Raw genomic sequence first — 23200 nt, forward strand, 5'->3', positions numbered from 1 at the left:
TCCGGCTCACAGGCAACGACCGAAATAGAAAAACGCTCCTTGGAACAGCAGGCGTATGCAAGCGTTCCAAAGAGCGCCTATTCAGAGACTTTTTACAGTAAAATGATTTCTTCCGCAGTATTGATTTCTGGCAGTCCTGCCAGCTTCACCAGAACGGCCTGAGGAACAGCCTTATCGACGGTAAGCAGCATGATCGCTGCACCACCAACGATTTTACGTCCTACCTGCATGGAGGCGATATTGACGTCATTTTCCCCAAGCAATGTACCGACAGCACCGATGATACCCGGTTTATCGTTATGTGAAATCACAATCTGATGGCCTTCTGGAGCGATATCGACCGGGAACTTGTTAACCTGTACAATTCGTTCCCCATAACCCTGTAACAGTGTTCCTGCCACCAGACGCTCTTCATCAGGATCGGCTTTCAGTGTAACGGTGATGAGGTTGGTGAAACCCTTCGTCTTGGATGCCTGTGTTGCAACAACATTCACGTCATGGGTTTTAGCCAGATGCATCGAATTAACGATGTTCACATCCGTTCCAAAGTGACGGGAAAGTACCCCTTTGACTATATAGCGGGTTAGGGGCTGTGTATCTACATCAGACAAATCACCGGCATACTCCACTTGGATTTCGCGGATCGCGCCATCGGTAAGCTGAGTGGCGAAGCTGCCCAGCTTTTCACCAAGTGTGAAGTAAGGCTGAAGTTTGTTCATCACGCTAGGAGCGACCGGAGGGATGTTCACAGCGTTGATGAATGGCTCATTGCGCAGAATATGCAGCACCTGCTCTGATACGTCGATAGCAACGTTCTCCTGGGCTTCTACGGTGGAAGCACCGAGGTGAGGTGTTACGATGATTTTGGGATGGGAAAGGAACGGATGATCAGCCTGCGGCGGCTCCTTCTCGAATACGTCAAAGGCTGCACCAGCTACAATGCCGCTGTCAATGGCTTCAACCAGCGCCACTTCATCAATAACACCACCGCGGGCACAGTTGATGATGCGCATGCCTTTTTTCATAACTTCGAATTGCGGACCGGAGATCATGTGGCGGGTCTCCGGGGTAAGCGGAGTATGAACAGTGATGAAATCCGCACCGCGTACGATATCATCTACCGAAGCCAGCTTCACTTCCAGCTTTTCCGCGCGGTCAGCGGTCAGGAACGGGTCATAGGCAAGGATATTCATACCGAAGGCTTTGGCACGTTTAGCCACTTCACTGCCGATCCGGCCCATACCAAGTACACCAAGGGTTTTGCCGCGTAGTTCTACACCCAGGAAAGTTTTCTTGTCCCATACACCGGAAATGGTCTTGGCGTATGCCTGAGGAATGTGGCGGGCCAGTGCCATCATCATGGCAAAAGCATGCTCACAAGTTGTGATTGTATTGCCGTCAGGAGCGTTGATAACAACGACACCGCGCTGTGTAGCTGCCTCGAGCTTGATATTATCAACACCAACACCGGCACGGCCAATGACTTTCAAGTTGGTACCCGCTGCAATAATCTTCTCTGTTACAGTTGTTTGGCTGCGTACGAGCAGGCCGTCATACTCGCCAATGATGGCGATAAGCTCGTCTTCGCTAAGACCCGTCTTTTTGTCAACAGTCACATCACTTGCGTCCATTAATTGCTGAATGCCCAAATCGCTGATCGGATCCGATACTAGTACTTTAAACATGGTTTCTTGTCCTCCTTAAATTTGGAAAGCTATATATGCCCAAGGATGCCCTGAAGAGGCAGTCCACAGTACCAGAAGCCAAAAACAACTAGTGAAAAATATGTCGGAATAACGGAGGAACGCGCTGTCGCACAAAAGAAAGAGAGTGCAGCAGACCGGAGAATCCGGAATCTGGGCTTTGTTAACCCCTGAACTGGAAAATAAATAACAAAAAAACTCCCAACCCCATACTACTGCCGTAGTAAGGGACGAGAGTTGTCGTGGTACCACCCTAATTCACTGCAACGTTTGAAGAAGCAGCCTCATTGGCCCGCAAAGGCCACACTGGTAACGGAGATGATCCGATTGTGCCTACTGTATAGGTTCGACACAATATCTCAGGAGTGCTAAAGAATTCTGTTTGTCACCGGTTTGCACCATCCACCGGCTCTCTGAAGACTTGCAGAATCTTTGTTCCATCATCGGTTTTTCTAGATTAATTTTTCATAATGTAACATGGTGATGCCAAATGTGTCAATAGTCTATTGAGGAAGAGCCGCCTTGAAGTGACTCTCATTTTTCGTTATGATGCAATAGCTGGTTCTACTCATAAAAAAACGGAAGCTGCGGCATGGTTTCCTTGCCATAATATTGTTCACGCCACTTCATGAAATCCTGCTCCTGCACGGCTCCTGTGGAAATCAACAGGGTGACGGCAGATTGAACATTCTTGAGATTTAGCGAGCTGGCCGTCCCTGAATAGATCATATCGTCTATTTTGGCTGTAATATCCTGTGGATCGAATCCCGCATAGATGGATCGATTAAGCATAATGTCAGCGATCGAAGCGTTCTTAAGCAAGAGAGGCATTTTTTTCCATTGGATAAAAGAAAGAGTCTTCAGCTCACCGGCTTCCGATGGGATTTTGCTGTTATCTTTGGAGCCCCACTTAAGCATGGAGTCATAGAAGTTCTTTTGTGCCAGCAATCCGAATTTGACAGCACTTGCCGTGAAATTGTCACTCTTCAGCACTTTGGCTGTTTCAGTCCCTGATGCGCCTGCATTGACTTTGCTGGCAGCCTGTGAGAACAAGGTGAGGCTCTTCAGTATATTCAACTGGGATTCGTAGAGCATAGGCGACCCGGTGAAGATTGAATCCTGCGTAACCTTGTCATACTGCTTGTCTGCCAGAATACTGAGATTCTTAAGGGTTGCCGCATTCTCGCGGGCATCTGTGCTGCGGGCCAGGCTGTCCAGTTCGCTGTTCCAATTGCGCTTGAATTCCCGATAGGGCAAAAATACGTTATGATAGAACGTAACAAGATCCTGCTGCTGGTAGGAGCCGGAATATTCCTCTGCGGAATTTTTAGTATCGGGTTGTTCGTATTTGGCTTCTGTTTTGTCTGCCCCGACCTTCACTCCCGTAAAAAAAGCGGCGAATGCGGAAATCAGAAAAAATAGAAAACCCAGTGTGTATAACATTTGAGTGCGGGAGGTACGGCTTTTCATAATTATGCTCCTTCGTCTAGGGGAATTATCTTATGTAAAAACAATAGAGAACAGGCAGGTTACAATGAAAAAATTCAAATTTGGTGACATCAAGATTAAAAAAGCCGATCCTCAGCAGTTAACCGATAAGCTTCTTTTACTGAACTTATATATCACGCAGGGCCTTACTTTAATTATCGGTCTGATATGGATATTATTACAGAAAAGAAGCCCTATTCACATATTAAATTTTCCGGAAAACGCACAATTTGTGTTTTGGGGACTTGGACTTGCCATAATTATGCTGGTGGTGGACTTTCTGCTTACCCATATTGTTCCCGCAGACAGCATGGATGATGGCGGAATTAACGAACTGCTCTTTGGAAAAAGACCCTTGTGGCATATTATTGTCATCGCAGCTATTGTATCGGTTTGTGAGGAGCTGCTATTCCGCGGAGCGGTTCAGCATTCTTTTGGGCTTTATTGGACCAGCATTTTATTTGCCGTGATTCATGTGCGTTATTTGCGGCATTGGATCCCAACAGGATGGGTGTTCCTCAGCAGCTATGGTCTGGGATATATATACATTCATACAGGCACACTTTGGGCACCCATTCTATGCCACTTTATCATCGATGTGTTCTCGGGTCTTGTGATCCGTTACCGGAGGGAGTCATGAGTGAAGAACTTAGCCGGGTGAAGTCCCGCAAAAAAACGAATAGAGACGAACAATCTGTTTCAGTGAGAAAAAGAACAAAATCGCAGCACCCATCAACCGCACCATTGGTTGCTGATTCTCCTGTAGCAGCAGCCGGAACCTTGTCGAGAAAAAAACGCCATTCCTCGGTACAGCCTATAAAACAGGTGAAACGGGAAGAAAGTCTGGTGGATGAAGAAAATTCAACGCCTTCACGTGCAGAGAGCTACCCTTCAGAACGTCTCCGGTTAAGTAAGATGTTCATAAACTCATTGATTGTAATTTTTTTACTTTTGCTTATTTTCCTTTTGTATTGGGGTCTTATTGGGGCTCCAGATTTGAATACACTATGGTAACCTCCTGGTTACTGGGTATTTTGTCGGGCTTTGTGCTGCTGTCTGCAGTGGTACTGGCTATGATGTTTGTGGAAGCATTCAGAAGCCGGATTATTGCCGAGGAAATATTTCTTGAAGCATTACCTGAGGCTTTTGAAGGCTTCCGCATTCTTTTTATTTCGGATATTCACCGGAGGCGCCTGCCGTTAAAACTCCTAAGTCCTTTGAGAGGGAGAGTGGATGCGGTCTTCCTTGGAGGGGACCTGACGGAAAAGAGCGGGTCCATTAACCGTCTCTACGATAATATGAAGCTGGTGACGGGACTGGCACCGGTATATGCGGTGCACGGTAATCATGATTACAGGGCGAATATTTCTCTTGTAGACAACATCATACGTGGGAGCGGGGCTGTTTTGCTGCAGGATGAGAATGTCATCATGGAGAATGATGGGAGCAGACTGCTTCTGACTGGTGTTGATTATCCGCAGAAGGGGGGTAAAAAAGCGTATCAGCCTTTACCACCACCTCAAGGACCAGAGTCTTCACTCTGCCGAATTATCCTAGTACATGATCCACTGTGGCTCTCGGTGCAATCGGAGATTCCAGCGGATCTGGTGCTGGCCGGTCACACGCACGGGGGACAGGTGGTTTTACCTTTTATGGGCCACCGCCATGTTGACCCCTTTTACAGGCAATATAACGCTGGGCATTATGTGCTTCCGAGAAAAGAAGGCTCTAAAACCAAGGTCAAAATCTTGATCAGCCGGGGATTTGGAACTGCACATCTGCCACTTCGCTGGGGGAGTCCATCTGAAATGCATGTGATCACACTTCTTAGAGGAAATGATCAGGGTGTCAGCGGCTAAAGAATAGAAAAAAGGTATCTCCTGCGAATTCAGCAAGGGATACCTTTTTAAATGCGGCCAAATACTTCTGATGTTATTAATTAATACAGCTTAACGCATTTTTAGTTCAATGCTGCTCGGATCTACGAAGCTGTAACCCTTGCCTTCAAGTGTTGTCAATAGAGTGTCCAGTGCTTCTACCGTCCAAGGAAGTTCATGCATTAGAATATTACTGCCGGAGTGGAGCTGGCCTGTAACGTTCGAGATCAGCTTCGCTGTTTTGCCGCTATCTTTCTCTTTCATCTCCCAATCCAGTGAACCTACAGACCAGGTCATATAGAGCATGCCGTTCTCGGCAGCAATTTTCTTGCCAACATCACCGCCCGCTCCATGCGGGGGACGGAAAAACGCCGGGGTATCGCCAGTAACTTCTTTAACAATGGCCTGTACGTCCTCAATTTGCTTCTTGACTTCAGTGTAGGATTTATCCTTCAATACGATATGATCCCAGCTGTGATTGCCGATAATACCGCCCCGGCTATGAATGAGCTTGAGGAGTTCAGGATGTTCTTTCACCCGGTAACCATTCACAAAGAAGATGGCTTTGGCATGGTGCTTGTCGAGTGTATCCATCAAAGGGTTAATCATTTTTGCGTCCTTTGGGCCATCATCGAAGGTGAGCAGGATTACTTTTTTGGCAGTGCCTTCCGCATTGGGGATAATGTCATAATTTTTGTTCATATGATAGAGCAGCGGAATCTCTGCAGCGGCATTGTTAACGGGTTCTTTACTGGTTCCAGTTTCATTATCCGCTTGTGATAGCGGAGTGGAGCTTGCTGCTGGAGCCTCTGAAGGTATCGCTTCAGGAGTCGCGCTTGATTCAGGGCTGGTGCTTGCCTGTGGCGATGATTCCGGTGCTGCCTGTAATGTAGCCGCTGGAGGCTGCTCTGTCGTAACTGGCCCTGCATTTTCATTAGCTCCGCTACTGCATGCGGACAGCAGAAGAACGGACAGCAGTAGCGCTGAGGTTGCTTTACCCACTTATTTCATCTCGCTTTCTTGTTGTTAAGTTGTATGAGCCGGATTCTTTCCGCGAACACTAAGCATGATTTTACCATACAAGGAGGTTAGAGATATGAATACTTCGTCATTTTTTAGCGGAGTGCTGCTGGGTGCTACAATAAGTATGATGATGTCCAAAAAACGCGGAGCCATGATGTCCAATTTGCTTCAGCCGGACGGTCTGATGAACGGGGCTGGCGAAAAGGCAAAGGACAAAATCATGAACATGGCTATGACTGGTTTTGGCAGTACGGCAGCTGGAAATGCTGCTGCTGGCGGCAATAAGGATACCAGCACGCATGCCTCCGCTGGCAATAACGAACACAAGGTGGAGTCGACGGTTAAATCCAGAGAAGCCAATCTTAAAATGCTGAAGGATTTCATCCGCAGCAACCCTGATGTGAAGCATGAAGTAGAGCAGATTCTCAAGGATACACATACCGCCATACCGGGATTGTAAACGCAAAATATTACTGCAGAATCATTTTGGGGACTAGCGTCCGCAAAATGATTCTTTTTTTCAAGAATATCTCTTTAGATTTGGGAAGAAATAATTTTTTATTTACGTGCATTTGCTGTGTCAAAATGATAACATACATACATAGTAACCATTTTTGGCTCATTACTCGGGACTCATCATACATTATAATAAATGAGCTTGCAAAAGGAGGATCCTGTCATGAGAATAGAGCGATTAAGTCAAGATAAGATACGGATTTTCCTCACTTTTGACGACCTGAGCGAGCGGGGCATCCAGAAGGAAGATATGTGGCAGGAAGTTCCCAAGGTGCATGACTTGTTTACGGAAATGATGGATCAAGCGTACAGTGAACTTGGTTTTGACGCTACCGGTCCGCTTGCCGTGGAAGTATTCGCATTGCCCGCACAAGGTATGGTCGTTATAGTGACTAGGGGGAAATATGATCACCATCAGTACGGTGTATCCGGTGAAGAAGAATTACCCGAAGAGATTTATGAAATGGAAGTTACTCTAGAACAAAGCGACTCCATTGTATATGCATTCCGCGATTTTGAGGCTTTGGTTGAAGCGGCTCATGTGCTCCTCGGCAATATTACTTCTCAAGGAAAACTGTATTCTTATAATGATATATGGTATCTCTACTTTGATCCGAAGGAATTTGAAGAAACTGCATTATCTGGTCTAGTGGGTGTACTCTCCGAGTTCGGGGACTCATCGCCTGTAACTGAAGCCGTTTTGTCTGAATACGGGAAGACGGTTATGCAAGAAAATGCAATAGAATTAATCTGCACTCATTTTAAACGCCAGCAATGACGATAGAAGGGGAACAAAGTTATCTTTGATCCCTTTCTTGCTATTACTTATGGAATTCTGAATATGAGGGACATGAAGTCTGAGAGCGCAGGGAGGGTAATCGGTGCTTTTGTTATCGGTCATTTCGTCAGCAGTAGCACCGGGACTTGCGCTGCTGACTTTTTTCTATCTTAAGGACAAGTATGATCAGGAGCCGCTTCTTATAGTCCTGAAGGTGTTTTTGCTAGGACTGTTGATTGTTTTTCCTATTATGATTATCCAAAGAGGCCTTGTGCTTGGACTGGATGGCGGGCCATACGTTGATTCCTTTCTGATCTCCTCCGGTGTGGAAGAAGGCCTGAAGTGGTTTGTGCTGTACCATATGATCTACAATCATACCGAATTTGACGAGCCTTATGATGGAATACTATATGCCGTAGCGATTTCGCTCGGTTTCGCAACTTTGGAGAATGTAATGTATGCCTGGTACAGCCACGCTTCAATCGGATCTATGTTTATGCGGGCGCTGCTTCCGGTATCGGGTCATGCCATGTTCGGGGTTATTATGGGCTACCATATGGGCAGGGCCAAGTTCTCGGGGGGCGTCAAAACAAAGGGGATATTGATCATGTCCCTGCTGCTGCCTTGGCTGTGGCACGGTATTTATGACTTTATCCTTACGACCATGACCAATACCTGGATCTGGTTTATCGTCCCGTTGATGGCTGTATTATGGTATGGGGGCATGGGAAAGGTGGCACGGGCCAACAACCGTTCTCCGTTCCGGTTCCTGAAGCGTGAAGAAGAGATTAACCTCTAGTAGAGATGGACACACTTATACCTGAAAGGTAGTTCCGTAAGCAAGGAATTCCAGGAAGGAGCGAGGTGTCTTTTTTGCGTGTAAAGGTTAGGATTGTTTGCAAACATTGCGGTGAAAGCTACATTTTAAGAGGGAACAAAGAGCATGGGGTGATTCAGACCGGATTCAAACAGTGTCTGTGCAACAGCAGCAGCGGCTTTGAAATTGAAGAGCGGGCTTAACATGTTTTTTGGTAGGGTTCCCTTTTTTGATTTGCAGATCATTTGGGTGCATAAGACTTCTCAGTTATTGTCAAACTAACGGCAATAAGCTATTGAAGGGAGTCTTGCGGTCCTATGTACAAAAGATTAAGTGCCTTAATGTTCCCGATTACCACGCTGCTGCTGATTGGTGCGTTAGTGTGGGGGTACCAGGAGAACCAGGAGAAGAACTCGATTCTCATCAAAGCGGAGAACCAATATCAGCGCGCTTTTCATGACCTTTCTTATCACATGGAGCAGCTTCATGGTGAGCTTGGGAATACACTGGCAGTCAACAATACGTCGAGTGGTATGCACCGCAAGGGGCTTGTGAATGTCTGGAGGCTGACCAGTGAAGCGCAGAATGAGATCAATCAGCTGCCTCTTACCCTGCTGCCGTTCAGTGAGACGGAGGAGTTCTTGTCCAAAATCTCCAACTTCTCTTATAAAGCGGCCGTGCGTGATTTTACCAAAAAGCCTCTTACAGACAATGAAATGGGTAATCTAAAGGCACTCTATAAGAACTCGGGTGAAATCTCCAAGGATCTTCAGGAGGTTCAAAATAAGGTAATCACAAACAGGCTGCGCTGGATGGATGTGGAATCTGCGCTGGCAACAGAGGAGAAAGCGGAAGACAACACGATTATCGATGGGTTCAAAACCGTGGACAAACGGGTAGCCGCTTATCCTGAGCTGGATTACGGTCCTTCTGTGGCCAGTATTTATAATAAACGCTCTGTGAAGAAGCTAAGCGGTAAGCCGGTTACCGTAGAAGATGTGAAGCGCAAAGCGATCAAATTTGCGGATATCACCGGGAATCCGAGTGTTGAGATCAAGGAAAACGGCAAAGGAACCGAATGGGCGTCGTATACCGCAGTAGTAACCAGCAAAGATCATAAAGAGCCGATCAGTATGGATTTTACCGTAAATGGCGGGTTGCTCATCTCCTACAATGACAATCGGAACGTAGGTCCGGCTAAGGTTTCGATGAATCAGTCTGTTGCCAAAGCGGGAGAATTCCTGAAGAAAAAAGGATATCCGGATATGACCGCTGTTAGCGCGGACCGATACGATAATCTGGGTAATTTGACCTTCGTCACCAGCCGTAACGGCGTTCTGCTCTATCCTGAAAAGATGACGCTTCGCGTTGGATTAGATACTGGAGAACCCACAGGATTTCAGGCGAGTGATTACGTCCGTGAGCGTCAGAAGAAGAGAGTGATACCCAAACCGACTCTGACTTTGGCTGCTGCCCAAAAAATGCTGAATCCGGAATATAAGGTTCTATATAGCAGGTTAGCCTGGATAGAGAATGAGGATGCCGAAGAGGTGCTCACCTATGAGTTTGGAGGCAGAATCAACGGCTCACAGTACCGGATTTACTTAAACGCTGAAGACGGTCACGAGGAGGCAGTCGAAGAGGCCAGGACATCTTCAGGCGCACAGGATAAATAACATATTTACGCTTAAAAGCAATAACCAAACTGAAAGGTGCAGTTCCCGTGTGGAACGCACCTTTTTGTTATTTCAAAATCAGAATAATATTTCTCACCGAGCATTAAATCTCCATGCTATAATCTATTTTAGAATAAATACTAATCATGTGGCGGTGACAGGTTTGTATCCCAAAATTAACGAATATCTATACATACAGGTTGCTTCAAGTGATGCTGCAGAAGCAGAAGTGGAATATAGATCGAGAATTGCAGAGCTTGAAGATGAGGCTTTTTTGATCGAAATCCCGATGCAGGAAAGTAACGGTAAGTTGAAAAAACTGTTTATAGGGGATGAGCTGTCCGTGCATTTTCTGACGGAAGGCGGTATCAAAAATTACTTTAATACCCATGTGGTAGGCTTCAAGGAAGATGTGATCCGCATGGTACGAATACAGAAGCCGGATAAAGACTCTATCTTCAAGGTCCAGCGCCGAAGCTTCTTCCGCGTGAACGCAGAGCTTGAGCTTGCGGTGAAAGACTCACTGGGCAGCCGTTACCTGGTGCGTACTGAAGATATCGGCGGGGGAGGAACGTCCTTTCTTAGCGATTCCAAGGTGCAGCCTGAAGTGGGGGGCAAGCTATTCTGCTGGCTATTGGTTCCATACCGGAACGGCAGCACAGAGCATGTGAACTTTGAAGGTGAGATTGTCCGGGTTAAGACTTTGGATACGGGGCGAAAGCTCGTGATGGTGAAGTTCGCAGCGATTACCGATTCGGAACGGCAAAAAATTATACGTTTCTGTTTTGAACGCCAGTTTGATTTCCGCAACCGGTGAGCAGAGCAAAAAAAGGCATAAAATAACGCTTTTTTCTATACAAATACCTCTGTGTCATTTTGCACTGAGGGTTAACCTGTGGTATAATTTTATAAGTCGCAGGCAATGCCTGCTTTTTTCTTGATAAAATCAGCAAGCTTGTATTTTCTTGACTGAAAGAGTGTTTGAGGAGGAATGCCCCGTTGGATAGGCAGGGTACACATACTTACGACAGAATTAACGTCGCCATCGACGGACCTGCCGGGGCAGGCAAGAGCACTGTTGCCCGTTTGGTAGCCCAGAAGCTGTCTTACATTTATGTCGATACTGGAGCAATGTACCGTGCGATTACCTGGTATATGATCCGTGAAGGCATTCCGGCTGAAGATGATCATCTAGTGGACCAAAAGGTCCGCGATATGGTGATCGAATTGATCCCGGAACAGGACGTGCAGAAGGTGCTGATTAATGGGGAAAACGTGACTCCGCATATTCGCAGTCTTCAGGTTAGCGGCCAAGTATCGCAGTATTCGAAAATCGAGGGTGTAAGATCCAGACTGAGCCATTTGCAGCGCCAGATGGCGCTCCGCAAGGGAGTTGTGATGGACGGCCGAGATATCGGTACGACTGTACTACCGGATGCCGAAGTGAAGATTTTCATGACGGCAAGTGTGGAAGAGCGGGCTCTCCGCCGCTACAAGGAACTGAAAGATGCGGAAACAGTGACGCTCCAGCAGCTTGAACACGATATTGCCGCGCGGGACCGTCTGGATGAAGGACGGGAGATTTCACCGCTGCGCCGTGCAGAGGATGCAATTCTTCTGGATACGACGCATATGGATATCCAACAAGTTGTGGAAGCCATTGTATCCCACTGCAGATCATATGTGGACGGGGAGAGAAATCATTTATGATTTATGTCATTTGCCGTGGATTGCTTCGCTTGATTTATGCCGTTTTCTTTCCGCTTAGGATAATAGGAAAAGAGAATGTGCCGGAGGAAGGCGGAGTTCTGCTGTGCGCCAATCATATCAGCTTACTGGATCCGATGACTATTGGGATCAAGCTGAATCGTCAGGTTAAGTATATGGCCAAAGCGGAGCTATTTAAGGTTCCTGTATTAGGCTGGCTCATCAATAAATTGGGCGCTTTTCCTGTCAAACGTGGCGGCGTGAGCAAAGAATCCATCAAAACGGCCCTTAATACGCTTCGCAGCGGTAATGTTATGGGTATCTTTCCGGAAGGGACACGAAACTCTGACTCCGGTGTGGCCAAAAAAGGCGCAGCGAGTTTTGCGCTTCGCAGCGGTGCAGCAGTTGTTCCTGCCGCTATTGTCGGTTCTTACAAGCCTTTTCGCCGGATCACTGTCATTTATGGGGCTCCCATAGATCTCAGTTCATTCGCCGGAGCAGGCAGTGAATCTCTTGAAGAAGTCACTGATGTCATTATGGGACGGATACATGAGATGTCAAAGACCGGCCAGCCTACTGTGAATTAATGTATGGCAGGCGTATGGATGTTCCACTGATTATAATATCGGCATAACCGCTAATTTTTGGAACATACTAACGTGAAAGTGTAAGTGATATCATGCAATGCTTGTTTTGAACTCTGCTATACGCGGGTTTAAATAAATGGGGTTTTGAATCGAGGAGGGTAATCACATGTCTGAAGAAACTAAAAATCAGGAAACTGCGGCTAATGTAGAAAACAATGGAGCCGTAGAAGCAACTGAAACTGTGGAAACCGCAGCAGCAGAGAACAACGGTGCTACAGAAGAAGTTGCCAGCAATGAAGAAGAAGTGACTAGCCAAGAAGGTTTGGAGATCATTTCTTTGAAAAAAGGCGATACCGTGAAAGGAACAATCGTCAAAATCGAAGATAACCAAGCTTATGTAAGCATTGGATATAAATACGACGGCGTTATTCCTATTCGCGAATTGTCTTCCGTACAACTGGACAACGCTGCAGCAGCGGTTGAAGTTGGACAAGAAGTGGAATGCAAGGTAGTCAGCATCAACGACAACAAGGAGAGCCTGGTGCTTTCCAAACGTGCAGTAGACAGCGAAAAATCATGGGAAGATCTCGAAAAGTATTTTGCTTCCCAAGAATCGTTCGAAGTAACTGTTGCTGACGTTGTAAAGGGTGGTCTCGTGGCTGATGTTGGCGCACGCGGATTTATTCCAGCTTCCATGGTTGAACGTCACTTTGTAGAAGATTTCAGTGACTACAAAGGCCGCACACTGCGTGTGAAAGTGAAAGAACTGGACCGTGAGAACAGCAAAGTTATTCTTTCTGCCAAAGAAGTTCTTGAAGAAGAATTCGAAGCCAACAAACAGAAGATTATGTCCGAGCTGTCTGAAGGACAAATTATCGAAGGTACCGTGCAACGTCTGACTCAATTCGGCGCGTTTGTTGATGTGGGCGGCGTTGATGGTCTGGTTCACGTATCCGAGATTGCTTGGAACCACGTTGAGAAACCTTCTGATGTTGTATCCGAAGGCGAAAAAGTTAAAGTTAAAGTACTTAAGGTTGATCCTGAAAAAGGAAAAATTAGCCTCAGCATCAAAGCAGCTGCTCCAGGTCCTTGGGATTCTGCAGCAGGCAAAATCAACATTGGCGACGTAGTAACAGGTGAAGTTAAGCGCCTTGTGAACTTCGGTGCATTTGTTGAACTTCTTCCAGGTGTAGAAGGTCTTGTACACATCTCTCAGATTTCCCACAAGCACATCGGTACTCCGCATGAAGTGCTAAAAGAAGGACAGGAAGTACAGGTTAAAGTTCTGGACTTCAACCCTTCTGAGAAGCGTGTAAGCCTCAGCATCAAGGAAACCGAAGAAGCCCCAGCACAGGTGGCTAGACCAGAACGCAGCAACAACAGAGACAGAGCGCCTAAAGAAGTGCTGAACAACCCTAACGTGTCGCTCAGCAATGAAGGCCTCAGCTTCACATTGGCTGAACGTTTCGGTGACAAGCTGGATAAATTCAAGGGCAATAACTAATCCCTTCGTATTTACACATATATGGGTAAAGTAATCGGCGAACCCTCGATACGGGGGTTCGCCGATTATGTTTTACAGACCGCTCAAATGGAAAGATTAGTGGTAACTATGTTAGCCAATTAGAGCGTTTTTTGCTATGATGAGTAGCGTAAGGATGACAGGAGGAATGAATATGGCAAGACCCGTTGTGGCCATTGTTGGGAGGCCTAACGTCGGTAAATCGACGATATTTAACAGGCTAATTGGTGATAGACTGGCCATTGTAGAAGATAAACCGGGAATCACACGTGACCGGATCTATGGCGTTTCTGATTGGAACGGCAAATCCTTCAGCGTAATTGATACTGGAGGTATTGAAATTGACGGTGAGGATGCCATTCTGAAGTCCATCCGCGTTCAGGCGGAGCTGGCGATCGAAGAAGCAGATGTCATCGTCTTTATGTGCGAGGCAAAAACCGGATTAACCAATTCGGATGAAGAGGTTGCGCAAATTCTTTTCCGATCCGGTAAGCCGATTGTCCTGGCCATTAATAAAGTTGACAACATGAAACGTACAGAGGATATTTATGAATTCTACAGCCTTGGAATTGGTGATCCCATCGGGATATCAGGTAGCCATGGTACAGGTATCGGCGATCTGCTCGATGTGGTTGTTGAACGTCTGCCAGAGAAAACCGATGAGGAATATGATGATGATGTCATCCGTGTTGCACTAATTGGGCGTCCGAATGTTGGCAAATCCTCCTTGGTCAACGCTATTTTAGGAGAAGAACGGGTAATTGTCAGTGATGTTGCCGGTACCACGCGCGACGCCATTGATACACCTTTTGAGCGGGACGGCCAGCGTTATGTGCTGATCGATACTGCAGGCATGCGCAAACGCGGCAAGGTCTATGAAAACACGGAGAAATACAGTGTTATGCGGGCCATGAAGGCTATTGAGCGCGCTGACGTTGTGCTTGTGGTTATCAACGGTGAAGAAGGTATTATCGACCAGGACAAGCATATTGCAGGTTATGCTCATGATGCAGGCAAGGCTTCGATTTTTGTAGTCAACAAGTGGGATGCTGTCGAGAAGGACGATAAGACGATGCAGAACTTTGAGACGAATATTCGGGATCACTTCCTGTTTATGAGCTATGCGCCTGTTGTCTTTTTGTCTGCGCTTACCAAACAGCGCCTCCAGAAGCTGCTTCCGGTGGTTCAGCACGTAGCCCAGCAGCATGCGCTGCGGATTACGACACATCTTGTCAATGATGTGGTGTCCGATGCAGTCGCCATCAATCCTCCGCCAACGGATAAAGGCCGCCGCCTGCGCATCAACTATGTGACCCAGGTGGCTGTGAAGCCGCCAACGATAGTGGTGTTTGTGAATGATCCTTCGCTGATGCACTTCTCCTATGAACGTTATCTGGAGAATAAAATCCGCGCAGCATTCAATTTTGAGGGCACACCGATCCGTCTCTTTACACGGCGCAAATCCGAGAACGAAGGTTAGGGGAGAAGACAGTGGCGTTTGAACTTCTGGTTATCGTAGTAAGCTATTTGCTTGGTTCCGTCAGCTTCAGTGTGTTATTGGTCCGCCTGCTCAAAGGTGTGGATATCCGGCAATACGGCAGCGGAAATGCAGGTGCGACCAATACACTGCGTGTGATGGGGAAAGGGCCGGCAATTCTTGTGCTGGTACTGGATGTAATGAAAGGAATTGCTGCTGTCTGGCTCGGAACCTGGGCTGGCGGCTGGGGGACGTGGGTTGCTGTGGCTTGTGGGATCGCAGCCATAATCGGTCACAACTGGCCCCTCTATTTTCATTTTCGCGGAGGCAAAGGCATTGCAACTACTATTGGCGTTATGGCTACGCTTTGTTTTTGGCCAGCAGTGATCGCCGGGATAGTTGCCATTGTAGCGATTGTGATCACCAAATACGTATCTCTTGGCTCGCTTCTATTCGTAGCGCTGACCCCGGTGATCCTTCTTTTTAGTGATTTTACAACACCTGAGTTGTGGGGTAGTCTTATTATTGCCCTCTTTGCTTTCTGGCGGCACCGGAGTAATATCGTGAAGATTAGCCAGGGGCGGGAGAATAAAATTGGCTCGAAGGTCAAGGAGGGGAACCGGGTTGTCTGATAAAGTAACCGTGCTGGTCGCGGGCAGTTGGGGAACTGCGCTGGCATCTGTGCTGGCGGCTAACCACTCGGAAGTTTATCTGTGGACACGGAGACCTGAACAAGCTGACGAGATCAATCATTCGCATACGAACCAGCATTATCTTCCCGACATTTCACTGCCTACGAACATTATTGCTACTACAGATATGGAAACTGCCGTTAAGGGTTCCAAGGCGGTTGTTATTGTTGCGCCTTCCTCGGGGATGCGACAGGTTGCCCGTGCGCTGAGACCTTTCTGGAAGGAAGACATGCTCTGCATTCATGCTACCAAGGGCTTCGAGACGGAAACTATGAAGCGGATGTCCACGGTAATCTCTGAGGAGCTTAGCTGTAATGAAGGGGAGATCGTAGTTCTCTCAGGACCTAGTCACGCCGAAGAGGTTGTTCGTCTGTGTCCGACTACAGTAGTTGTGGCTTCGCCGGATGAGAACCGCGCAGCTGCTGCGCAGGAGCTTTTCATCAATAATGATTTCAGGGTGTATACGAACAGGGACCAGGTTGGCGTAGAATTGGCTGGAGCGTTGAAGAATATTATCGCACTCGGCGCTGGTTTATCAGACGGTCTGGGCTTCGGAGACAATGCCAAGGCCGCGCTGCTTACCCGTGGGCTGGCAGAAATCTCGCGTGTTGGCGTAGAACTTGGAGCTAATCCCCTGACTTTCTCCGGCCTGGCAGGGCTCGGTGATCTGGTGGTAACAGCAACCAGCAAGCATAGCCGCAACTGGCGGGCGGGATCCATGCTCGGCCAGGGCAAACCTTTGGCTGAAGTGCTTGAATCCATGGGTATGGTGGTCGAAGGTATACGCACAACGGAAGCAGCCTATGCGATTTCGCTTAAGCTAAAAGTGCAAATGCCAATTACGGATCAGATATACCACGTATTGTTCCAAGGGAAGTCTCCACGCAGCGCGGTAGAAGCCTTGATGGGAAGGGACCGCAAGACGGAAATGGAAGCCATCTCACAGGAAACATGGGAACAGTGGCATTCCTGAAGATGTTCGACGTTCACCTTTTGCCGGAAATACTCATATGTTGTAATGGGGATTGACGGAGGAGGGATGAAGAATGAGCAGAGATTTTTCCAAGGATGCTTTGAACGCCATTAACAAAAAGGCGGGAAAGAACATCACGGAAGGCGCCGTGAAGAAGCTGGCCAGTACGGTCAAGCCGGGAACTACGCAGAATGAAGCCCAGCTCCGCCAGTTGATCAAGCAGGTGTCATCAATGGCCAAGGTGCCAGTTAGTGAAGCTACTGTGCAGGAGATTATCAATGCTGTCAAAAAAGGCGGCGCGAATTCAGGCACAATGGAGTCTTTAATGAAAATGATGCTAAAAAAATAGCTTGGGCTTCATGTAAAAGAGCAGAAGATCCGGAATCCCTCAGATTCTGTGGATCTCTGCTCTTTTTTTTGTATGAAATCAGGAGGATATCATTCAGAAATGGACAGTGTTTCATGCTATAATATTCGCAATCCAAATTAGCAGAATGGGGGTAGCAATTGATATGGACCCGATGACAAAGATGTGGTTGTCACTTGCCGCAGTTCTAATTATGGGATTATCCGTGTTTTTGATTACTTTTGCCCGCAGCAAGACCAAAGGGCTGTTAAGGGGTGTTTTGTCTGTAGTTGCCTTCGTCATTATGATTATTGGCTTGCTGGGTGGAGCCGCTTCGATTATGTAAGCATTTACATTTAATTGAAGCTTCAGGGCTGCTTGTCTGTTCCAATGAAATCAAATCTATTCCATAAAGTTAAGGAAGGAAGCTGCAGCATGAAACGCCAAAAGGGATGGACCGTCACGTTTCAGCCGGAGGGGCGAAAAGCCGTTGTCACGCAAGGAACCTCTCTGCTGGAGGCATCACGCAAAGCAGGAGTTTCTATCACTACCCGTTGCGGCGGAAAAGCCGGCTGTCTGATGTGCAAAGTGAAGGTAACTGAAGAATATATCGCAGGGTTGAGACCAGCTGGTGATGCCGAACGGCGAAAACTGGGCGGTCTGCTGGATGAAGGGGTCCGACTGGCCTGTCAGGCGGCCGTATGGGGTGATGTTACTGTGCTTACTCCTGAGGACCCGCTCAAAGCTGCCGTGAGGCGTAAGCTCGAAGCAGCCCGCCGCGGGGAAGAGGATGAGCTCTGGTAGTCCTGTTAGCGACGACTTTAAGAAAGGCGGGGTGCGGGTATGATGCGCTATATGAAGCGGAACAACAAGCAAAAATTACACAGTAGAAGCGTTCTATTGGTGGTATTCATCCTTTTGGCAGGCCCGATTGCCGGCTGTATGTATCCTGAGAAGGAAAAGGCGGGAGGAAGCTACCGTGAGAGCGTACAGCGGGTACAGGCAGCAGTGGATGATTACCAGCAGCAAGAAGGATTGCTGCCTATTCTAAATGCTGATGAGGCTACACCCAGATATGAGAAATTCTTAGTTGATCTGGACAAGCTGCAACAAACGGGATATCTGGATGAAATTCCAGCAGCAGCCTTTGAAAAAGGGGGCAGCTCTTATTTTCTTATTTTGGATGAAGAGCACGATCCAGCGGTAAAACTGATGGACCTGATAACGGTACAAAAGGTGAATGATGTACAGCGCCAGATAAACCGGTATAAGTCTGCGCATAGCGGCAATCTCCCGGCAGATCAGGAGATATATCCGGGTTTGTTCACGATTGCTGCCCGGAAAGCGGGTACGGATTCGATCACACTGAATAGCATTTATTCAGGCCGGCTGTTGCCATTCATCATGGATAAAAGCGGCACTGTTTATGTGGATTACAGCATCGATATTCAGACGGCGATACAGAAAAATTCTACCACTCCTATAAAAAATACAGATCTGCGTCTCCAATTGGAGCAGGCCTCTTATTATGTGCCTGTCAAATCCCTGCCTTATTTCTGGGTGAATGGCCAGCCTGTTCCCCAGCCCCCTCTACTTTAATGCTACAAACAAGGCTTCTTCACAAAAGAAAGGTTCTATCTCCCAGATTCACCTCATAGGCTAGCTGAGAAGGCTTCCGGGCGTCATGACGTTCTGCAGGCGCAGTGGCTGATTTTACGAAATTCCGATAAAAATTGCGCGGGTAGCGGGTCATAAATCCGTTCTGGATACATATGATGATACTAGTCCAAATGCATGTCCGAGCATTCGGAGTTAAGCGTGGGGCAATGCAGGTTCCGCCCTTTAGTCAGCAGCTAGGCTCCCTGGCGGACAATGTCAGTCCGGTAGGTGTCCTGCAAAGGTCAGATTGCCGGCGGAACGCGAAGTCGATGCTCTTCAGGCATTTTTTCTTCGGAGTAATATGAGGAGGGGATCTCTTTTGGAAAAAGTGGATATTTTCAAGGACATTGCCGAGCGTACCGGCGGAGACATTTATCTTGGCGTCGTCGGCGCGGTTCGCACGGGGAAATCAACATTCATCAAACGTTTTATGGAAACGATCGTCTTGCCGAACATTACGAATGAGGCGGATCGGGTTAGAGCGGTGGATGAGCTTCCGCAAAGCGCGGCAGGTAAAACAATCATGACAACAGAGCCTAAATTTGTGCCTAACAATGCGGTGCAGATTAAGGTGGCGGAAGGGCTGGAGGTCAATGTCCGGCTGGTAGATTGTGTAGGGTATGCTGTTGAAGGAGCCAAAGGATATGAGGATGAAAACGGTCCCCGAATGATATCCACACCTTGGTTTGAGGAGCCGATTCCTTTTCAGGAAGCAGCGGAAATAGGTACACGCAAAGTCATTCAGGAGCATTCCACGCTGGGTGTAGTAGTGACTACAGATGGTACTATAGCTGAAATTCCGCGCCACTCCTATGTGGATTCTGAAGAGCGTGTAATCGCTGAGCTGAAGGAGGTCGGCAAACCGTTTGTACTTGTGATCAACTCGACCCGACCGCGCAGTGAAGAGGCTCAGCAGCTCCGCAGTGAGCTGGCTGCCAAATATGATATCCCGGTCATGACACTCAGTGCAGCGAATATGACCGAAGACGACGTAACTGGCGTCCTCCGTGAAGTTCTTTATGAATTCCCGGTTCACGAGGTGAATGTGAATCTTCCGAGCTGGGTGATGGTACTTGGCGAGAATCACTGGCTGCGCAGCAGTTACGAGAATTCCGTCCGTGACACGGTGAAGGATATCCGTCGGTTGCGTGATGTCGACCGGCTCGTATCACAATTCACGGAATATGACTTCATTGACCGGGCCGGACTCAGCGGTATGAATATGGGTCAAGGTGTGGCAGAGATCGACTTATACGCGCCTGAGGAGCTCTATGATCAGGTTCTGATGGAGATAGTGGGTGTAGAAATCCGCGGTAAGGACCATCTGCTGCAGCTGATGCAGGATTTCTCGCATGCCAAACGGGAATATGACCGCTTCTCAGAGGCACTGGAAATGGTGAAGACGACGGGTTACGGGATAGCTGCCCCATCACTCGCCGAAATGGCGCTCGATGAGCCGGAGTTGATCCGTCAAGGCTCGCGCTTTGGAGTAAGGCTGAAAGCTACTGCCCCGTCTATTCATATGATTCGGGTGGATGTTGAATCTGAATTCTCCCCAATTATTGGCACGGAGAAGCAGAGTGAAGAACTGGTACGGTATCTGATGCAGGATTTTGAGAATGATCCGATTAAGATATGGGAATCCGATATTTTTGGCCGCTCGCTGCACTCCATCGTGCGTGAAGGTATTCAAGGGAAAATCGCTATGATGCCGGATAACGCCCGCTATAAGTTGCAGGAAACATTGGGACGGATCATCAATGAGGGTTCAGGCGGCCTCATCGCTATCATTCTCTAAAAAAATCATAGAGTGCAAGAGAACAGAGCGGGAGCGATCCTGCTCTGTTTTTTGTGCAAATGATTACTTGAACCCATTATTTAGAGGGCAAAAATGCTACTTTCTTCTCCTTTTTTGACTAACGCCTTGAAATTCTGGGTGGGCTGTATTACTATAAGTTTGTTGCGCTTCTAGGAATAGAAGTGCTGATATCTAGTAATAACGGGATTATCACGTATAATTTGCGTTGAAACGGAAACAGTGTATGATACCGGAAATTTGCCCAGGGAGGTGAGAATACATGAACAAATCAGATTTGATCAACGTAGTTACAGAAGCAACTGAACTTCCCAAGAAAGATGCTACTAAAGCGGTAGACGCCGTTTTCGAAGCTATCACTGGAGCTCTGCAAAGCGGAGATAAAGTACAGCTGGTTGGATTCGGAAACTTTGAAGTGCGCGAACGTTCCGCACGTAAAGGCCGTAACCCGCAGACTGGTGAAGAAATCGAAATTCCTTCGAGCAAGGTACCGGCATTCAAACCGGGTAAAGCTCTTAAAGACGGAATCAAATAGAGATTTCTACATATCTATCCCATAGTCTTTCTGAGTAATAACGATGCCGCCCTCCAAGGCGGCATTTGTTGTTGAGAGGGTATGATATGCCCGCAAATTACTTATAGGAGGGTTCTACATGACCGAGAAGAATAATGGCGTTAATCCCGCCCCGGCAGGCAGCGACTATATTGTAATCAAAGCCAAAGAGAACGGCGTACAGGTTATTGGGCTCACCCGAGGACTGGACACACGCTTTCATCATACGGAAAAGCTGGACAAGGGTGAAGTGCTCATCGCACAATTTACCGATCATACCTCAGCCATGAAAATCCGCGGCAAGGCCGAAGTATGGAGCAAACACGGACAATTGGAAAGTGAAAGCTGAAAAGCAGGCATAGCCTGCTTTTTTTCAAAATATATCTAAAGATAGCCATGTCTCAATTTCCGAATATTCGTTCCAAGAGGCGGCAACCATGAATGATAAGGGGGCTTGTCATGAACAGGAGCTGGCTAATTGGAACAGCAGTCACAGTCCTTATATCTGCGGCTACCGTGCTTCTTCTTCCGCAGTTAGCTACGTTTGAGCCTTCCTTGCATCGTAAGTATGGAGCAGTAGAGGTCTTCAGCGATGAAGGTGTTGTTCTGGGGAACAATAACCTTGTAGATCTGCTGGAGGAGCTTCCTTTAACCCTCTCCATTGACCGGGTGGGGTTGAAAGGGAAGGTTCTCTCTCTGGATCTGAAGGTGACCGGCAATGGCCCTGAGCCGCAGGTGATTTATCAGAATATGGCCTTAGCTATTTCTTTTGCCTTTCAGGAGACCGTAAATGTAGATCAGCTGCTGCTCCGGATTGTTGCTGAGGACAACTGGCTGGATAGCCGCCGTCTGCTGCTAGCAGGTGATATCCGGCGCGGTGAATGGTCCCCCGTACTGCAGGAAGCTCTCCAGAGCGCCGCAAGCCGTCCACTTCCGGAATCCCTTAAGAATGGACTGCGTATCAGTGAGAGCGAGCTCTGGAAGAAGCATTTCATATATCCCCAGTCTGGGTAAAATAAACTAGGTGAGCTCACAGTGCGTGACCAAAAAACATGTGATATAATAGACAAGATTGTGAACAAAGATTGTCATAACGTCAATGGCTCCGGAGGCTGAAATGAAACCGTACCGCATACCCCAACTGGCTAAACCTTATACAGACTACGACATGATTCAGCGGCATACGGATTTGCCGCCGTTTTCAGACGGGCGTGGTCATTTGTTATATATTTTTTTGAGTCACGGTTCCTCTGCCGATCTGAAAGGCATAGAGCTGTTCACATTAGTAACCGGGCTGGTTCAGCTTGGGCTTGATACCCATGAATCGATCGACCGAACGCAGGATGAGCCTGACAGAGATCTCATGCGGTCCCGGCAGCTTAAGGTATTGGCCGGGGATTATTTTAGCAGCTGGTTCTATCACCTGTTGGCTAAGCATGAACAGATTGAAATGGTGGGCATTTTAAGCACCGCCATTGCGGATGTTAATGTAATGAAGGCTAATCTGTACTGCAAGATGAAATCCATGATTTTTTCAGCAGAACAATATTTGCGGCACACGGTACAGCTCAATATGAGGCTGTTCCTTTCTTTTACACCCATGATTGAGGAACCGCTTAAAGAGTTATGGGAGATGCTCCTTGCCGAAGTCAGCCAGTATGAGACCCTTCTTCTGGAGTTGCGTCGTGGAAATGATGCGGGAAATGCAATGGATGGCTATTCCTACTGGAAGATATTAGAATCCGCTGCAGAGGATGAACGGCGCCGGCTTTTGGAGAGAGAGATTGATCTTAAAGATTGGAAAAAGCTAAAGATGAAATACAAATGCGACTCGTTGCTGACGGACAAGCTACATGGGTCCATTCAGTCCATTCAGGGACTACTGCAGGGGGTAAAGGACGAAAGCTTGTTCAGTGAGTTGAATACTGCGCTTGACCGCCTTCTCCTGCATATGAAAATTTCCGGACAAGCTGCCGTGGAGGGTTAGGGA

The 23200-nt window shown here is 47.6% G+C and carries 26 protein-coding genes and 1 other annotated feature; of the genes, 23 read left to right on the forward strand and 3 right to left on the reverse strand.

The annotated features are described in order from the left end of the window. Positions 1–92 precede the first annotated feature (92 nt). Positions 93–1685: a phosphoglycerate dehydrogenase gene (gene serA / locus ACAN54_RS25685; RefSeq protein WP_379162258.1), complete on the reverse strand. Its 1593-nt coding sequence runs from the start codon at positions 1683–1685 to the stop codon at positions 93–95. A 241-nt stretch (positions 1686–1926) separates the two neighbouring features. Continuing rightward, positions 1927–2156, reverse strand: a binding site (T-box leader). 111 nt (positions 2157–2267) lie between these two features. After that, positions 2268–3173 carry a hypothetical protein gene (locus ACAN54_RS25690; protein ID WP_379162261.1) on the reverse strand — a complete coding sequence of 302 codons (906 nt, stop codon included), beginning with the start codon at positions 3171–3173 and terminating at the stop codon, positions 2268–2270. A gap of 64 nt (positions 3174–3237) precedes the next feature. On the opposite strand from ACAN54_RS25690, the gene ACAN54_RS25695 reads away from it, so the two are divergent. Genes ACAN54_RS25695 through ACAN54_RS25705 form a run of 3 tightly spaced genes read left to right on the forward strand, consistent with a single transcriptional unit; the run spans position 3238 to position 5050 of the window. Continuing rightward, a complete protein-coding gene (locus ACAN54_RS25695; protein ID WP_379162264.1) occupies positions 3238–3831 on the forward strand; it encodes a CPBP family intramembrane glutamic endopeptidase in 594 nt (197 codons plus the stop codon). Beyond that, on the forward strand, positions 3828–4205 hold the full coding sequence (locus ACAN54_RS25700; RefSeq protein ID WP_379162267.1) for a hypothetical protein: 378 nt from the start codon (positions 3828–3830) through the stop codon (positions 4203–4205). The genes ACAN54_RS25695 and ACAN54_RS25700 overlap by 4 nt, the downstream gene beginning before the upstream one ends. Next, a complete protein-coding gene (locus ACAN54_RS25705) occupies positions 4199–5050 on the forward strand; it encodes a metallophosphoesterase (RefSeq protein ID WP_379162270.1) in 852 nt (283 codons plus the stop codon). Before ACAN54_RS25700 ends, ACAN54_RS25705 begins: the two co-directional genes overlap by 7 nt. Positions 5051–5140: 90 nt before the next feature. Here ACAN54_RS25705 and ACAN54_RS25710 read toward each other — a convergent pair whose 3' ends face one another. After that, positions 5141–6070: a polysaccharide deacetylase family protein gene (locus ACAN54_RS25710; protein WP_379162273.1), complete on the reverse strand. Its 930-nt coding sequence runs from the start codon at positions 6068–6070 to the stop codon at positions 5141–5143. A gap of 94 nt (positions 6071–6164) precedes the next feature. Here ACAN54_RS25710 and ACAN54_RS25715 point away from each other — a divergent pair, with 94 nt between their 5' ends. The 20 genes from ACAN54_RS25715 to ACAN54_RS25810 all read left to right on the forward strand — a co-directional run bounded on the left by ACAN54_RS25715 (position 6165) and on the right by ACAN54_RS25810 (position 23197). Beyond that, positions 6165–6551: a hypothetical protein gene (locus tag ACAN54_RS25715; protein ID WP_379162275.1), complete on the forward strand. Its 387-nt coding sequence runs from the start codon at positions 6165–6167 to the stop codon at positions 6549–6551. 219 nt (positions 6552–6770) lie between these two features. After that, on the forward strand, positions 6771–7385 hold the full coding sequence (locus ACAN54_RS25720) for a genetic competence negative regulator (RefSeq protein WP_379162278.1): 615 nt from the start codon (positions 6771–6773) through the stop codon (positions 7383–7385). A 103-nt stretch (positions 7386–7488) separates the two neighbouring features. Beyond that, on the forward strand, positions 7489–8184 hold the full coding sequence (gene prsW / locus ACAN54_RS25725) for a glutamic-type intramembrane protease PrsW (RefSeq protein ID WP_379162281.1): 696 nt from the start codon (positions 7489–7491) through the stop codon (positions 8182–8184). A gap of 335 nt (positions 8185–8519) precedes the next feature. Further along, positions 8520–9878 (forward strand): germination protein YpeB, encoded by a 1359-nt coding sequence (ypeB, locus tag ACAN54_RS25730; protein ID WP_379162284.1) that lies wholly within the window; start codon positions 8520–8522, stop codon positions 9876–9878. Positions 9879–10041: 163 nt separating this feature from the next. After that, complete coding sequence (locus ACAN54_RS25735) at positions 10042–10695, forward strand: flagellar brake protein (protein WP_379162287.1); 654 nt, start codon at positions 10042–10044, stop codon at positions 10693–10695. A gap of 182 nt (positions 10696–10877) precedes the next feature. Beyond that, positions 10878–11588, forward strand: a complete 711-nt coding sequence (cmk, locus tag ACAN54_RS25740) for a (d)CMP kinase (protein WP_379162290.1) — start codon at positions 10878–10880, stop codon at positions 11586–11588. Next, complete coding sequence (locus ACAN54_RS25745; RefSeq protein WP_379162293.1) at positions 11585–12172, forward strand: lysophospholipid acyltransferase family protein; 588 nt, start codon at positions 11585–11587, stop codon at positions 12170–12172. Before cmk ends, ACAN54_RS25745 begins: the two co-directional genes overlap by 4 nt. Positions 12173–12338: 166 nt before the next feature. Beyond that, a complete protein-coding gene (rpsA, locus tag ACAN54_RS25750) occupies positions 12339–13676 on the forward strand; it encodes a 30S ribosomal protein S1 (protein WP_379162296.1) in 1338 nt (445 codons plus the stop codon). Positions 13677–13848: 172 nt separating this feature from the next. Next, positions 13849–15174, forward strand: a complete 1326-nt coding sequence (der, locus tag ACAN54_RS25755; RefSeq protein WP_379162299.1) for a ribosome biogenesis GTPase Der — start codon at positions 13849–13851, stop codon at positions 15172–15174. A gap of 11 nt (positions 15175–15185) precedes the next feature. Further along, complete coding sequence (gene plsY, locus ACAN54_RS25760; protein ID WP_379162302.1) at positions 15186–15803, forward strand: glycerol-3-phosphate 1-O-acyltransferase PlsY; 618 nt, start codon at positions 15186–15188, stop codon at positions 15801–15803. After that, positions 15796–16836 (forward strand): NAD(P)H-dependent glycerol-3-phosphate dehydrogenase, encoded by a 1041-nt coding sequence (locus ACAN54_RS25765; protein WP_379162305.1) that lies wholly within the window; start codon positions 15796–15798, stop codon positions 16834–16836. Before plsY ends, ACAN54_RS25765 begins: the two co-directional genes overlap by 8 nt. Positions 16837–16909: 73 nt before the next feature. Further along, positions 16910–17185: a stage VI sporulation protein F gene (locus ACAN54_RS25770; RefSeq protein WP_379162308.1), complete on the forward strand. Its 276-nt coding sequence runs from the start codon at positions 16910–16912 to the stop codon at positions 17183–17185. 163 nt (positions 17186–17348) lie between these two features. Further along, positions 17349–17528, forward strand: a complete 180-nt coding sequence (locus ACAN54_RS25775; RefSeq protein WP_379162558.1) for a DUF2768 family protein — start codon at positions 17349–17351, stop codon at positions 17526–17528. 89 nt (positions 17529–17617) lie between these two features. Then, positions 17618–17986: a 2Fe-2S iron-sulfur cluster-binding protein gene (locus ACAN54_RS25780; RefSeq protein WP_379162311.1), complete on the forward strand. Its 369-nt coding sequence runs from the start codon at positions 17618–17620 to the stop codon at positions 17984–17986. Positions 17987–18085: 99 nt separating this feature from the next. Then, on the forward strand, positions 18086–18781 hold the full coding sequence (locus tag ACAN54_RS25785) for a DUF3939 domain-containing protein (protein WP_379162561.1): 696 nt from the start codon (positions 18086–18088) through the stop codon (positions 18779–18781). 379 nt (positions 18782–19160) lie between these two features. After that, entirely contained in the window at positions 19161–20639 is a 1479-nt protein-coding gene (gene spoIVA / locus ACAN54_RS25790) for a stage IV sporulation protein A (protein ID WP_379162314.1), read from the forward strand. A 280-nt stretch (positions 20640–20919) separates the two neighbouring features. After that, positions 20920–21192, forward strand: a complete 273-nt coding sequence (locus tag ACAN54_RS25795; RefSeq protein ID WP_019909963.1) for an HU family DNA-binding protein — start codon at positions 20920–20922, stop codon at positions 21190–21192. 118 nt (positions 21193–21310) lie between these two features. Next, entirely contained in the window at positions 21311–21559 is a 249-nt protein-coding gene (gene mtrB / locus ACAN54_RS25800; protein ID WP_379162317.1) for a trp RNA-binding attenuation protein MtrB, read from the forward strand. A gap of 110 nt (positions 21560–21669) precedes the next feature. Next, positions 21670–22224, forward strand: coding sequence for a hypothetical protein (locus tag ACAN54_RS25805; RefSeq protein ID WP_379162320.1), 555 nt, complete (start codon positions 21670–21672; stop codon positions 22222–22224). Between the two features lie 103 nt (positions 22225–22327). Further along, positions 22328–23197, forward strand: a complete 870-nt coding sequence (locus ACAN54_RS25810) for a heptaprenyl diphosphate synthase component 1 (RefSeq protein WP_379162323.1) — start codon at positions 22328–22330, stop codon at positions 23195–23197. Positions 23198–23200 lie beyond the last annotated feature (3 nt).

This window comes from Paenibacillus diazotrophicus, assembly GCF_042610465.1.

Bases quoted from the DNA above. Each gene is read 5' to 3' on its own strand.
- serA (WP_379162258.1), bottom strand. From the start codon at position 1,685: ATGTTTAAAGTACTAGTATCGGATCCGATCAGCGATTTGGGCATTCAG.
- ACAN54_RS25690 (WP_379162261.1), bottom strand. From the start codon at position 3,173: ATGAAAAGCCGTACCTCCCGCACTCAAATGTTATACACACTGGGTTTT.
- ACAN54_RS25695 (WP_379162264.1), top strand. From the start codon at position 3,238: ATGAAAAAATTCAAATTTGGTGACATCAAGATTAAAAAAGCCGATCCT.
- ACAN54_RS25700 (WP_379162267.1), top strand. From the start codon at position 3,828: ATGAGTGAAGAACTTAGCCGGGTGAAGTCCCGCAAAAAAACGAATAGA.
- ACAN54_RS25705 (WP_379162270.1), top strand. From the start codon at position 4,199: ATGGTAACCTCCTGGTTACTGGGTATTTTGTCGGGCTTTGTGCTGCTG.
- ACAN54_RS25715 (WP_379162275.1), top strand. From the start codon at position 6,165: ATGAATACTTCGTCATTTTTTAGCGGAGTGCTGCTGGGTGCTACAATA.
- ACAN54_RS25720 (WP_379162278.1), top strand. From the start codon at position 6,771: ATGAGAATAGAGCGATTAAGTCAAGATAAGATACGGATTTTCCTCACT.
- ypeB (WP_379162284.1), top strand. From the start codon at position 8,520: ATGTACAAAAGATTAAGTGCCTTAATGTTCCCGATTACCACGCTGCTG.
- ACAN54_RS25745 (WP_379162293.1), top strand. From the start codon at position 11,585: ATGATTTATGTCATTTGCCGTGGATTGCTTCGCTTGATTTATGCCGTT.
- rpsA (WP_379162296.1), top strand. From the start codon at position 12,339: ATGTCTGAAGAAACTAAAAATCAGGAAACTGCGGCTAATGTAGAAAAC.
- der (WP_379162299.1), top strand. From the start codon at position 13,849: ATGGCAAGACCCGTTGTGGCCATTGTTGGGAGGCCTAACGTCGGTAAA.
- ACAN54_RS25770 (WP_379162308.1), top strand. From the start codon at position 16,910: ATGAGCAGAGATTTTTCCAAGGATGCTTTGAACGCCATTAACAAAAAG.
- ACAN54_RS25775 (WP_379162558.1), top strand. From the start codon at position 17,349: ATGGACCCGATGACAAAGATGTGGTTGTCACTTGCCGCAGTTCTAATT.
- ACAN54_RS25780 (WP_379162311.1), top strand. From the start codon at position 17,618: ATGAAACGCCAAAAGGGATGGACCGTCACGTTTCAGCCGGAGGGGCGA.
- ACAN54_RS25795 (WP_019909963.1), top strand. From the start codon at position 20,920: ATGAACAAATCAGATTTGATCAACGTAGTTACAGAAGCAACTGAACTT.
- mtrB (WP_379162317.1), top strand. From the start codon at position 21,311: ATGACCGAGAAGAATAATGGCGTTAATCCCGCCCCGGCAGGCAGCGAC.
- ACAN54_RS25805 (WP_379162320.1), top strand. From the start codon at position 21,670: ATGAACAGGAGCTGGCTAATTGGAACAGCAGTCACAGTCCTTATATCT.
- ACAN54_RS25810 (WP_379162323.1), top strand. From the start codon at position 22,328: ATGAAACCGTACCGCATACCCCAACTGGCTAAACCTTATACAGACTAC.